General features: G+C 70.6%; 15 protein-coding genes. 9 read left to right on the top strand and 6 right to left on the bottom strand.

All coding sequences use genetic code 11. From position 1 onward, the window contains the following. Positions 1-91 precede the first annotated feature (91 nt). From ACZ7LS_RS31060 to ACZ7LS_RS31045, 4 genes are all read left to right on the top strand, one after another. The gene (locus ACZ7LS_RS31060) at positions 92-772 is read left to right on the top strand and encodes a DedA family protein (protein ID WP_382674600.1); all 681 of its coding nucleotides are present in this window, start codon (positions 92-94) and stop codon (positions 770-772) included. 68 nt (positions 773-840) lie between these two features. Then, complete coding sequence (locus tag ACZ7LS_RS31055) at positions 841-1,419, top strand: phosphatase PAP2 family protein (RefSeq protein WP_382524592.1); 579 nt, start codon at positions 841-843, stop codon at positions 1,417-1,419. After that, a complete protein-coding gene (locus ACZ7LS_RS31050) occupies positions 1,416-2,168 on the top strand; it encodes a phosphatase PAP2 family protein (protein WP_385135688.1) in 753 nt (250 codons plus the stop codon). Before ACZ7LS_RS31055 ends, ACZ7LS_RS31050 begins: the two co-directional genes overlap by 4 nt. A 92-nt stretch (positions 2,169-2,260) precedes the next feature. Next, positions 2,261-2,632, top strand: a complete 372-nt coding sequence (locus ACZ7LS_RS31045; RefSeq protein WP_382674594.1) for a VOC family protein — start codon at positions 2,261-2,263, stop codon at positions 2,630-2,632. A gap of 36 nt (positions 2,633-2,668) precedes the next feature. Here the strand turns inward: ACZ7LS_RS31045 and ACZ7LS_RS31040 are convergent, their stop codons facing one another. Together ACZ7LS_RS31040 and ACZ7LS_RS31035 are read right to left on the bottom strand one after the other, a co-directional pair. After that, a complete protein-coding gene (locus ACZ7LS_RS31040; RefSeq protein ID WP_385135685.1) occupies positions 2,669-3,157 on the bottom strand; it encodes a GNAT family N-acetyltransferase in 489 nt (162 codons plus the stop codon). Positions 3,158-3,206: 49 nt separating this feature from the next. Next, entirely contained in the window at positions 3,207-4,238 is a 1,032-nt protein-coding gene (locus tag ACZ7LS_RS31035) for a fatty acid desaturase family protein (protein ID WP_382524477.1), read from the bottom strand. Positions 4,239-4,472: 234 nt separating this feature from the next. Between ACZ7LS_RS31035 and ACZ7LS_RS31030 the strand changes: the two genes are divergently transcribed. Further along, the gene (locus ACZ7LS_RS31030) at positions 4,473-4,829 is read left to right on the top strand and encodes a PRC-barrel domain-containing protein (RefSeq protein WP_382524475.1); all 357 of its coding nucleotides are present in this window, start codon (positions 4,473-4,475) and stop codon (positions 4,827-4,829) included. 115 nt (positions 4,830-4,944) lie between these two features. Here the strand turns inward: ACZ7LS_RS31030 and ACZ7LS_RS31025 are convergent, their stop codons facing one another. Next, a complete protein-coding gene (locus ACZ7LS_RS31025) occupies positions 4,945-5,763 on the bottom strand; it encodes a lipase family protein (RefSeq protein ID WP_382524473.1) in 819 nt (272 codons plus the stop codon). Positions 5,764-6,138: 375 nt separating this feature from the next. Here ACZ7LS_RS31025 and ACZ7LS_RS31020 point away from each other — a divergent pair, with 375 nt between their 5' ends. The 4 genes from ACZ7LS_RS31020 to ACZ7LS_RS31005 all read left to right on the top strand — a co-directional run bounded on the left by ACZ7LS_RS31020 (position 6,139) and on the right by ACZ7LS_RS31005 (position 9,875). Beyond that, a complete protein-coding gene (locus tag ACZ7LS_RS31020; RefSeq protein WP_385135680.1) occupies positions 6,139-7,353 on the top strand; it encodes a hypothetical protein in 1,215 nt (404 codons plus the stop codon). A 28-nt stretch (positions 7,354-7,381) separates the two neighbouring features. Further along, positions 7,382-8,086, top strand: a complete 705-nt coding sequence (locus ACZ7LS_RS31015) for a papain-like cysteine peptidase (RefSeq protein WP_385135677.1) — start codon at positions 7,382-7,384, stop codon at positions 8,084-8,086. Further along, a complete protein-coding gene (locus tag ACZ7LS_RS31010) occupies positions 8,083-8,841 on the top strand; it encodes a PIG-L deacetylase family protein (RefSeq protein ID WP_382969762.1) in 759 nt (252 codons plus the stop codon). The genes ACZ7LS_RS31015 and ACZ7LS_RS31010 overlap by 4 nt, the downstream gene beginning before the upstream one ends. 155 nt (positions 8,842-8,996) lie before the next feature. Further along, the gene (locus tag ACZ7LS_RS31005; protein ID WP_382881701.1) at positions 8,997-9,875 is read left to right on the top strand and encodes a YhjD/YihY/BrkB family envelope integrity protein; all 879 of its coding nucleotides are present in this window, start codon (positions 8,997-8,999) and stop codon (positions 9,873-9,875) included. 139 nt (positions 9,876-10,014) lie between these two features. Here the strand turns inward: ACZ7LS_RS31005 and ACZ7LS_RS31000 are convergent, their stop codons facing one another. From ACZ7LS_RS31000 to ACZ7LS_RS30990, 3 genes are all read right to left on the bottom strand, one after another. Further along, on the bottom strand, positions 10,015-10,470 hold the full coding sequence (locus tag ACZ7LS_RS31000; protein WP_382524463.1) for a tellurite resistance TerB family protein: 456 nt from the start codon (positions 10,468-10,470) through the stop codon (positions 10,015-10,017). 52 nt (positions 10,471-10,522) lie between these two features. After that, a complete protein-coding gene (locus ACZ7LS_RS30995; RefSeq protein WP_382524461.1) occupies positions 10,523-11,101 on the bottom strand; it encodes a TerD family protein in 579 nt (192 codons plus the stop codon). 98 nt (positions 11,102-11,199) lie between these two features. Beyond that, on the bottom strand, positions 11,200-11,775 hold the full coding sequence (locus ACZ7LS_RS30990) for a TerD family protein (RefSeq protein ID WP_385135672.1): 576 nt from the start codon (positions 11,773-11,775) through the stop codon (positions 11,200-11,202). Positions 11,776-11,888 lie beyond the last annotated feature (113 nt).

The raw sequence follows: 11,888 nt of genomic DNA, 5'->3' as shown, positions 1-11,888 counted from the left end.
GTAGACCGTCTACAGAACTGTAGTCAATCGGGTCGTCATGCGGGACACCCCTGTCCGCCCCTCCGTCCACCATTATGGGAGCAGCCCTTCAATGGACGTATCCGCCTTCGCGACGATGCCGCAGGCCGTGAACCTTCTCGACGCGGGATCACTGCTCTCCGCGTTCGGCGCCCTCGGCATCGCCGTCGTCCTCTTCGCCGAGACCGGCCTCCTCGTCGGGTTCTTCCTCCCCGGTGACTCACTGCTCTTCACCGCGGGACTGCTCTGCGTCTCCGGCGCGAACGGAACCGCGCACCTCTCGCTCCCGCAGGTCCTGGCCGCGTCGGTCCTCGGCGCGCTGCTGGGCGCGCAGACCGGCTACTGGATCGGCCGGCGCGGCGGCCGGGCGCTGCTGGCACGCAGCCGCGCCCGCAAGCTGCACGAGGGAGCGGCCCGCGCGGAGGAGCTGCTCGAACGGTACGGCCACGCGAAGGCCATCGTGCTCGCCCGCTTCGTCCCGGTCGTGCGCACCGTGCTGAACCCGCTGGCCGGCGCCCTGAACGTGCCCGCGCGCCTCTTCACTCTCTGGCAGGCCCTCGGCGGCGTGCTCTGGACCGTCGGGCTCGTACTCGCCGGATACGCGCTCGGCTCGTCCGTGCCCAACGTCGACCGTTATCTGCTGCCCATCGTCGCGGTCATCGTGGTCGTCTCGCTCATTCCGCTGGCTCTGGAGGTGCTGCGCTCGCGCCGGGCCGCCGGGTCCGTGCCCGAGTCCCCCGAGGAGGCACGTTGACCGCGAGTGCGTGGGCGGCGAGCGCGTGGGCGGCGGGCGCGCCCGAGGACCGGTGGTTCGACGAGGGTCTGTACAGGTCCGTGACCGGCCTGGCGGACCGCTCGCCAGGCCGGCTGGACAGCGCCGTCTCCCTCTGGTCCACATACGGTCTGGCCCTGTTCGCCGTGCTCCTGCTGGCGGCGTGGTGGCGCGCCCGGCCCGCGGCCGGCGCTCCGCGGTCCTCGGCGCGCGCCGTCATGGCGCTCGCCGCGCCGCTCGCGATGGTCCTGGCGTACGTCGTCGGTCTGGCCCTCAAGTCGGTGATGCGGGAGCAACGGCCCTGTCAGACACTGCACACGATCACCATCGAGGCATGCCCTCCGCTGGGCGACTGGTCGCTGCCGAGCAACCACGCCGCGATCGCGGCGGCAGCGGCCGTCGCGCTGCTGTTCGTCGACCGCGCGCTCGCGGCGGTCGCGGTCCCCGCGGCGCTGCTGATGGCCGGATCACGGGTCTGGGTCGGGGCGCACTACCCGCACGACGTCGTCCTCGGGCTGCTGGTCGGTGCGGCGGTGGCCTGGGCGCTGATGAGCCTCGCGCGACGCACCGCACCGCTGGCCGAGCGGCTCCATGACACCCCGCTGCGCCCGCTGGTGGCCCGTCGGTGAGCCTGACGGAACCGCCGGCCCGCAGAGCCGTCCGCACCGCGCCACTGATCGTCACCGTGCTGTGCGCCGGGGCCTTCGCCCTGCTGGCCGTGCTCGTGACGGGCCGCGGGGGCGCCCCGTTCCCGCTGGACACGGACGCGCTCGACTGGTCGCTCGGGCACCGCTCGTCCCCCGCGGGCGTCACCGCGGCGCGGGCCGTGACGGCGAGCGGCACCGGACCGTACCCCTATCTGTGCGCCGTCGTGGCCGGGCTGCTCGCCGGCCGCGACCCGCGGCACCGGCTGATGGCGGCGGCGGGCGCGCTGGTGTTCCTCCTCGCGGGGCAGGCCGCCCGCTACGGTCTCCTGGCGGCCGTGGCCCGGCCGCGGCCGCCGATGGCCGACTGGCTGACCCACGCCTCCGGCTTCGCGTTCCCCTCCGGGCACGCCACCACGTCGGCGCTCGCGGCGGGTCTGCTGATCTGGGGCCTCGTCCGCTTCGGCCACTCCGCCCACCCCGGCCGGGGATCACGGGTGATACCCAAATGGCTGAGAGGGGCGCTCATCGCGCTCCTCGTCTGCTGGGCCGTCGCCGTGGGGCTGAGCCGGATCTACCTCGGGGTCCACTGGGCGACGGATGTCGTGGGCGGATGGCTCTACGCCGCCGCCTGGCTCGGCCTGGGCGCGTCCTTCGTCCCGGCCCGGTCGCACTTCCCGGCCGGAGCCGCGCCGGTGAGCACGCGTCGTATCCGCCGCCGGAACGACCGATGAGTCTCGGACCCCGCGGGCGTCTACCTCTTCGGCACCCCTGATCAGCCTCTGATCAACCCCGATCACCCCCTGATCGAGAAAGGACGGCCGTCATGTTCGGCAACACTCCGGCGTTCAGCGGTTTCGCCGTGGACGACATCGAGAAGGCCAGGCACTTCTACGGCGAGACACTGGGACTGACGGTGGAGGAGGAGTACGGCCTGCTGCGTCTGCGTCTCGCGGGCGGAACCACCGTACTCATCTACCCGAAGCCCGATCACACCCCCGCGTCGTTCACGATTCTCAACTTCCCGGTGGACGACATCGACGCGGCGGTCGAGGAACTGGGCGGCCGCGGCGTGACCTTCGAGCGCTACCCCGCCATGGAAGCGGACGAGAAGGGCATCTTCCGGGGCGGCGGCCCGTACATCGCGTGGTTCACGGACCCGGCGGGGAACGTCCTGTCCGTGCTCCAGGACCGCTAGGGCCTGTCCGGTCGTATATTCGCCCGGATCCCGCGCTCAGAGCGCGCGGTGCATGATGTGCAGCCCGACATAGCCGTGCGCCGGGTGCAGGAAGCCCTCAGGGAGCGTGCCCAGTACCTCGAAGCCGAGCGACCGGTACAGCTTCACCGCGTGCGCATTGGTCTCGCCGACCGCGTTGAACTGCATCGCGCGGTATCCCGCCGCACGGGCCCAGTCGATCGTGTACGTACAGAGCGCTCTGCCCACCCCGCGCCCCGCGTGCGCCGGGTCCACCATGTAGCTCGCGCTCGCGATGTGCGAGCCGTTGCCCATGTGGTTCCGGTTCATCTTCGCCGTGCCCAGGACCGTGCCCGCGTCGTCGACGGCGACGACGGTGCGGTTCGGGGGCGCGACCAGCCACATGTCACGCCCGTCGGACTCGCCGAGCCCGACGGGGTAGGTGAAGGTCTCGCCCTCGGCGACGATCCGGTGGAAGAACGGCCAGATGGCGGGCCAGTCCTCGGGGGTGGCTTCCCTGATCAGCATGCGGCCAGAATGCGCGTACGCCCGGCGCGCCCACCAGTGGTTTTCCCGCTCACGCCTTGCCGGCGGCCACGGCCGGCCGGAGCGGGGCGCCCGCGTCGTGCAGGCTTCTGAGCGCCTGACGGTAGGAGGTGAGGAGGCCCGTCTCCAGATAATCGATCCCGAGTTCCTGGCAGTAACGCCGGACGAGGGGCTGGGCCCGGCGCAGCTGCGGCGTGGGCATGCTCGGGAAGAGGTGGTGCTCGATCTGGTAGTTGAGCCCGCCCAGCGCGAGATCGGTGAACCAGCCGCCGCGCACATTGCGCGAGGTGAGGACCTGGCGCCGGAGGAAATCGGGCCGGTCGTCACCGCTCAGGGTGGGCATGCCCTTGTGGTTGGGGGCGAAGATCGAGCCCATATAGAGGCCGAACAGGCACTGGTGGACGGCGAGGAAGGCCACCGCCTTGCCGGGCGGCAGGACCACGAACAGCGCGCCGAGATAGAGCGCGAAGTGCGTGAAGAGCAGCAGCCCTTCCTGGCGCCGCTGTTTCAGCGAACGGTCGGCCAGCGCCCGTACCCCGGCCACATGGAGGTTGATGCCCTCCAGCGCGAGGAGCGGGAAGAACAGATATGCCTGCGAGCCGCCGATCAGCCGGGGCAGCCCCGTGGCCGCGCGTGCCTGGCCGCGGGTCCACACCAGTACGTCGGGTTCGACATCCGGATCCAGCTCCACGTGGTTCGGATTGGCGTGGTGACGGGAGTGCTTGTCCTGCCACCAGCCGTATCCCATGCCGATACCGAGGTTCCCCGCGAACCGCCCGGCCCAGGTGCTGGCCCGGCGCAGCCGGAACACCTGGCGATGTCCCACGTCATGCGCGACGAGGGCGACCTGTCCGAAGACGACGGCGAGGAACGCGGCGACGGCGAGTGTCCACCAGCTGTCGCCGAGGAGGACGAAGGCCGCCCAGCCGAGCGCGTAGAGCACGGCGATGAGCGACATCCGTGCCACGTAATACCAGGGCCGTCGGCGCATGAGGCCGGCCGCGGTGATTTTCCTCGCCAGGCAGGCGAAATCGCTGCCGGCTTCCCGTCGCTTTTCGAGCACCGCGGGTTCACCTGAGGGATGGATCGCCATTCAGCCACGCCTTTCGGGTCGATCACGACCGTCTTGAGCCGGCTGTGTTGATTGTGTACACCGACCGGGAATGTTTTCGAGTGTAACCGCCCGCCACCCCCGAACGGCGGATACGGGCGCGGCCGGCATCGGCCGATACCCGGGCCGGGTACGTCCTGAAAACAAGGATGAGAAGAGAATAAGCCGAGGAGAGGTGAGGCGCTCATGTTCGAAGCCGACGACATCCGGGAGTGGCGCGGCCACGATGTGGTCGATGCCGAAAAGCGGAAGATCGGCTCGCTGGAGGCCATCTACGTCGACACCGCCACGGACGCCCCGTCGTTCGCCACGGTCACGGTCGGTCTGCCCACGAAACGGCGGCTGGTCTTCGTCCCGCTGGCCGACGCCACGGTCGGACCGGATTATCTGAAGATCCCATGGGACCGGAAACTCGCCAAGGATGCCCCGTCGATCGATACCGACGGAGAACTGCTCTCCGAGGACGAACCGCGGATCTTCGCGCACTACGGGCTGCCCTACGCGACCGGCTCGCAGGGCGAGCGCCGGCTCGGCCGCCGCTGAGAAAACGGCCCGGAGAAACGGCGCGGAGAAACGGCCCGGAGAAACGGCCCGGAGAAACAGTGCGGGCGCGGGGCGCGGTGTGTGAGCCGCGCCTCGCGCCGTGACCGCGTGGAGATCAGACGAGGTTTTTCTCGATATTCGCCAGATACGCGGGCATGAAGTGGTCGCGAATTCCGTCGGACGCGGGCGCGAACAGGTCGGCGGTACGCCCCTTGATACGGTCCTTGAGCCCGTCGATCAGCGGCATCCGGTCGTGGAGTACACCGTCGGCGTCGAAATACCTGACGTGATCCACGTGGGTGAACACCGGCGCCGGCGGGACCTGCGGAACGATGTCGTTGTTGTTGACGAAACGGTAGGTACGGCCCTTCAGCGCGGTGTTGTGCGCGACGGCGAGCAGCCGGTCGCAGGTGCGGGGCTGTCCGTAGGTGTAGATGCCGTCGGCGAGGATCCGCGGCTCCTCGAAGTACAGCCGGCCCCCGGCGAGCATCGCGAGGGCGCCGCCCAGGCTGTGCCCGGTGAACCACACCGTCTGGCCGCCGGTGCGGAACGCCTCGACGGCGGACCGTACGTCCGGATACACGGAGGCGAGTGCCCGGTGGAAGCCGAAGTGGACGAAGCCCTTGTTGCCCGGTCCCGGCACGGGCGGGGTGTTGGCGTCGGTCAGCCAGTCACGGATCTCCACCGGCTGGGTGCCGCGGAACGCGATGACGATCATCCGGTCGCTGGCGGCGACGTACGCCTGGGTGTCCTCCAGGGGGAACGGCAGTTGATGGCGGGCCTCGAAGTGCCGGAACCGGTCGAACCCCCAGTCGGCGAGGACGGTCCGCGCCTCGTGCTCGTCGCGGTAGGCCAGCTCCGCGGCCTTCGCCAGCCAGTAGGCGTGGGCCAGTTGATAGCCGGTCGTCTGATGGTCGAGCGGGGCGACGGGCACGGCGAACCTCCGGGACGTACACGGACACGGGCGTGGAGTGACGCGTCCGATGATCGAGGATTCCCCGGACCCGCCACAGCGCCGCGTTCACCCGCACGGGCGGCGTGCGGAAGCGCTGGGGCGTGTCTTCAAAGTCCCGCCCGCCCGGCGTGCCCCCAACCCTGGTGGCGCACGGTGTTTTCGGCGCGATGCGGCGCCCGCGCCGGACCGGGTCGAGGTGGCCGAAAATCGACGATCATTCCTCTGATTGGTCTGGACCACATGTGCGGCGACCGCTAGGGTCCCTGCCAGCCGACACCCTCGTACCGAGCACCCTCCGACGGCCCCACCCCGCCCCGCTCCCCCTGTCGGCTCCGTACCAAGGACCGAAGTACCGTGATTGATATCGTTGTCGTACTCCGGGCCGAGGACGCTGTCCTCGACTTCCTGTCCGTACTCACCGACGACGACGGCGGTGGCGGCAGCGGTGGCGAGACCCGGGTGATCCTCGCCGATCGCGAGCGCACCGAGACGCTGGTCCTCGGTGCGGACCTGGGCGCCACGGAACGCCTCGCGCTCGTCGCGGCCCATGTCAGGCCCGTGACGGAGGGCATCGCCTCGCCGGGGCCCGAGGTGCTCGCCACGCTCCTGCGTCAGGCCGCCGCCGGAGGGCCCTTCCGGATCTGGACACACTCCCCCGCGGACACCCGGCGCAGTCGCGGGCGCCTCGGCCGTGACACCGCCCTCGCCCGTGCCGCCGACGCGCGCCTCGCGGAGGCCGAGCTGCGGCACGCCGTCGGGTTCTCGCCGTACCTCCAGATCCTCAGCGATCTCGACCGCTCGCTGGGAAGGGAACACATCGCGGCCAAACTGGACTTCGTCAATGGCTCGTGCGGACATCTGCTGGCCGAGCCCGACCCCGAGTTCGTCGTCCAGACGCCCCATGTCCCCGCCGTCGAGCGCTTCTTCGACACCGACCCCGAGCAGCGTGAGCGGCTCTTCGCGCTGCTCGCCAGCCTGGACGACGAGGCGGCGTCCGTGGTGGATCCGTGGGAGTTCGGCAGTTCGCCGTACGAGGCACGGCGGCTGGACGCCACCGCGGCCTGGGTACGGGACCGGTGCGCCGGCGAGGGCTCCGGCTCCGGCTCCGGCGGCACGCTGGTGGAGGTGGGGGCCTGCGAGGGAGCGCTGACCCACCGGCTCGCCGCCGCGGGCTTCACCGTACGGGCCACCGAGCCCAACGCGGTCTTCCGGCCCCGGCTCACCGCCGCGCTCGCCGGTACCGAAGGGGTCACCGTGGACGGTGCCGGCCTCGCGGAACTGGCCAAGGAAGACGGTCCCCGCGCCACCGCGCACCTGCTGATCGAGATGCTCTACTACGGCCAGGATCTGGCGCTCCTCGACGATCTGGCCACGGATCTCGTCTTCGTCGCGCTCGAACCCGAGGCGCTGGTCTCGCGCGTACGCCCCTGGCTGGAGCGGTCCACCACCTGGCGGGCGGACGAGGAGACCGTTCTCGTGCCGCCGCAACTGGAGACCGTCTGCGCGGGACGCGCCTATCTGAGCAAGCGCGGCAGTGTGGGCCTGCTCCTGCGGCGTACGAACGGCTGAGCGCCCGGGGAGACCGGAGAGGTACGACATGGACGACGCGTACGACCGTTGTGTCGGGCTGGGCTACCACTGCGAGTCCACCCATCAGATCCGCCGGATCACCGGCGACGACCGCGCGCATTTCTTCGACTGGCTCGATCTCGAATTCGAGTCCGTGGTGGAGACGATCGCCGGTGACTTCTCCGACGTGCTGCGGCCCGGGATGGTCGAACCGTTCAGCGACGGCCTCTGCGCGCTGGACCGGGGCTCCGACATCCGTTTCTTCCACGACTTCCACCCGGTGACCGGCAGGGCGCTCAGCCGGTCCGACATCGACCGGCAACTCGACGGCGTACGCGCCAAGTTCCGGGCGCTGGCCGACCGCTGGCGCACGCTCGCGCGCTCGTCCGCGTATGTGCTGTACGTCCACCACGACGCCTTCGACGAACTCACCGCCGCCGATCTGCGCCGGCTGAGGCTGGTCATCGCGACGGCGTACCCGCGCCACCGGTTCGATCTGCTCTGGCTGCGCCGTACTCCGCCGCCGGACGGCGGCGCTCTGGGCCCCGGAATCCGCTGGGGCACGGTCGCGACCGCCCCCGGCCGGTGGGAGGGCGACGACGCCGAGTGGGACGCGGCCTTCCGCGCGGTGCGGTTCGCCACGGCGACCTCACCGACGCCGTCACCCTCCGTACCAGCCGGAGTTTCCGCGACGCCCGCACCATCCGTTACCGACAGGAGCACGTCCGTATGACACCGCCCCCGCCCCCGCCCGCCACCGTGATCCTCTCCCCGCACTTCGACGACGCCGTGCTGTCGCTCGCGGGTCTGATCCCCGCGCTCGACTCGCCCGTCACCGTCGTGACCGTGTACGGCGGCGCGCCGTGTCCAGGGCAGGAGGTCTCCTGGTGGGACACCACCTGCGGCTTCTCGTCCGGCGGCGAGGCGCATCTCGCCCGGGTGGCGGAGGACACCCGGGCCTGTGCGCTGCTCGGTGCCGAGCGGGTCGTCCTCGGGCATCCCGACGGTCCGTACGGGGACGGCGGTCCGCTCCACGAGATCGACACGTATCTCGCCGATCTCGCCCCCGGCACGCGGCTGCTCATCCCGCTGGGCACCAACCAGGCCGACCACGCGAAGGTCCGCGACCGTGCACTGCGGGTCCTCGGCGAACTCGGCAGGCCGCTCCCCCTCGTCTACGCCGACCTCCCCTATACGGGGCATCTCAAGGAGTGGGGCAGCGCGGACACCGACGCGGCCCTCGCCGTGAATGAGGACTTCGGGCGCGCCTATCAGGACATCGCGAGCCGCTACCGGACGCGGACCGTCCACGATCTGACGCTGTCCGACCAGCAGTGGGCGGCCAAGCGCGCGGCGGTGCTCTGCTACGCGTCGCAGCTGGCGCCGCTCGCCATCGACCACGACAGGGTGATGGCCCGGGGCGGCCCGCTGCGCGCCGAGCGTGTCTGGGCGCTGGAGGAGCCCGGCTCCCCGGGAGAGTCCGGCTGACAGACGAGGCGCCGTGCCCCGGCCCCGGCCCCGCCCGCGGTCTGTCCGCGCGGGCGGGCCGGGGGCTGGGGCCGGGCGGGCCGCGTGGCACCCATCCGGGGGCCCCGCACGGGTGAGGCGCCCCCGGCGGGCAGGAGGCGGGTAGTAGACGACCTATGACCCGCAAGCGTTTCGGTGCGACGGAGCACAGACACCGGTTCCGGAGCCTCTATCGCTCGATCGCCGCGTCTGCCGCCGTGCTCGCCTGGAACCGCGGCCGTGAGATGGAGCTGATGCACCGGGCGATGAGCTTCGCCGCGCTCGGCTTTCTCACTCTCGTGCCCCTGCTGATCCTCGTCGCCGCGGCCGACCCGGCGAGCGGTCAGGGGTTCGCCCGCTGGCTGGGGCAGGGCCTGGGGGTGTCGTCCTCCGCGCAGGCGGAGATCCAGCAGCTGTTCGGCAGACCGGGCCAGGCATTGCAGCGTACGACGGCGTTCGGGCTCGCCGCGCTCGCGGTGTTCGGGCTGACGTTCGGGTCCGCCGTACAGACCGGTTACGAGCGGGTCTGGGAGCTGCCGACGGCGCGCTGGCACACCATGTGGCGCCATGTGCTGTGGCTGGCGGTGCTCGTCTTCTTTCTCCTGCTCTTCGTCAACACTCCCGTCACCTCCGAGTCCGTCGTCGCGATCGTGTTCGCCACGTTCGGCGATCTGCTCGCGACGTGCCTCTTCTTCTGGTGGTCGCAGCGGGTGCTTCTCGCGGGCCGCGTCCGCTGGCCCGCGCTCCTGCCGGGAGCCGTCGCGACCGCGCTGGGGCTGCTCGGACTCCGGGTGTTCTCGCGCGTCGTCTTCTCGCCGCTGATCGCCGCGAACGCGGTCACCTACGGTCCGTTCGGGACGGTTCTGGTCATCCAGTCCTGGCTGGTCGGCGTCGGCTTCGTCGTCTACGGCGGCGCGCTGGTGGGGCGCCTCTTCCACGAGCACCGCATGCACCGGCGGATCCAGCGCTGTATCGACGCCTACGGCGAGACGGATCCCCCCGGCGGGGCGGACTGAACCGGCGGCAGGGACCGAACCCACGGAACAGGGGGCGCCGCGGCCAGGACCGGGGCGGTACGCCGGCCCGACCGCGAGAGCGCCGGAGGGGCGTGCCGTATGGGAGACGGCACGCCCCGGCTCATGACCGTCGTAACCGTCAGAGGTCGAACTCGCCCGGCGCGATGCCGACCGCGAAGCAGGCCTCGCGGACGACCGCGCGCTCGCTCTCGTCGAAGTCGCCGTCCGCGCCACCGATGACGATGCCGATCTGGATGACCGCGCGGGCCTCCGTGGGCTTCTTGGCGACCTTGCCGATGGTCTGCAGGACGCCGACCTTGCCGAAGTCGAAGTCGGCGGTCAGCTTCTGGCAGTAGTCGTTGAAGCGCGTCCGCAGATCCTCCGCCGGGAAGTTCTGCAGTACGTCGTTGGTCATGATCAGCGAGGCGACGCGCTGGCGCTCGGACGGGTCGATGGAGCCGTCGGCCGCCGCGACCAGCGCGCACATCGCCATGCTGGCGTCACGGAAGGCGCCGCTCTTGAGGTCGTTCTTCTTCGCGTTCAGCTGCGTCTGCATCGACGCGGCGGAATCCTTGATGCGGTCCCACAGGGCCACGTGGAGTCTCCTGGAAAGTGAGAGCGGCGGGAATGACGGGTGCGGACGTGCTCTAGAGGTGGGGGACGACGGCCGGCATGAGGTCCTGGAACGTACGGCCCTCGGCGGGGGTGCCGATGGCGGACATCTGCCAGCCACCGCCGGAGCGGTACACCTTGGCCATGACCTGGGCCGTGTGCTTGCCACCGCCGGTGAGGGTGTAGCGGGCCAGTTCCTGGCCGCTGGTCTCGTCGACCAGCCGGCAGAAGGCGTTGTCGACCTCTTCGAAGGTCTGGCCGGTGAAGGAGTTGACGGTGAAGACGATCTGGTCGACGTGGACGGGTACGCGCTGGAGGTCCACGACGATCGATTCGTCGTCGCCGCCCTGTCCCGCGCCGCCGACCCGGTTGTCGCCGGTGTGCCGCACCGACCCGTCGTCGCTGGTCAGATGCTGGAAGAAGACGACATCCACGGCCTCCTTCCCGGCGAAGAGCAGCGCCGAGGCGTCCAGGTCGATCTCGCGGGCGGTCAGCCGGGCGAGGAAGCCCTTGCGGGCCGCCTGCCAGCCCAGGCCCATGCGGACGACGGTGAGTTCACCTCCGCCGGACTTGGTCAGGCTGATCTGCTGGCCCTTGGCAAGGTTGACGCTCATCGTTCACTCCTGGGGGCGTGGGGGCGGAGGCGCGGGCCGGTACGCGGACAGCGGACAGCGGACACGCGCGGGTACGGGTACGGGGACGGGGACGGGGGTCAGATGTTGACGCCGTAGTCGGAGGCGATACCGGCGAGGCCGGAGGCGTACCCCTGGCCGATGGCGCGGAACTTCCACTCGGCGCCGTTGCGGTACAGCTCGCCGAAGATCATCGCGGTCTCGGTCGAGGCGTCCTCGCTGAGGTCGTAGCGCGCCAGCTCGGCGCCGCCCGCCTGGTTGACCACCCGGATGTACGCGTTGCGGACCTGTCCGAAGGACTGGCCACGGGACTCCGCGTCGTGGATCGACACCGGAAAGACGATCTTGGTGATGTCGGCGGGCACGGCGGCCAGATCGACCTTGACCGTCTCGTCGTCGCCCTCGCCCTCACCGGTGAGGTTGTCCCCGGTGTGCTCGACCGAGCCGTCCGGGCTGGTCAGGTTGTTGTAGAAGACGAAGTGCCGGTCCGAGCCGACCTTGCCGGAGCCGTCGACCAGCAGCGCACTGGCATCCAGATCATGATCGGCGCCGGTGGTGGTCCGTACGTCCCAGCCGAGGCCGACCAGAACGGCGGTCAGACCGGGAGCCTCCTTGCTCAGCGAGACATTGCCGCCCTTGGCGAGGCTCACACCCATGTTGCTTCCCTTCTTCCGTCCCGGAACCGGGCACGCCTTCCGTCCCGGTGCCACGTGCGCCGTATGGCACAATCACAAATCTACAACACTGTAGAAGTTGACCTGCCGCGCAG

Source organism: Streptomyces sp. NPDC039430 (assembly GCF_055639435.1).
The sequence above is the reverse complement of the archived record's forward strand: the minus strand, read 5'-3'. Positions and strand labels throughout refer to the sequence as shown.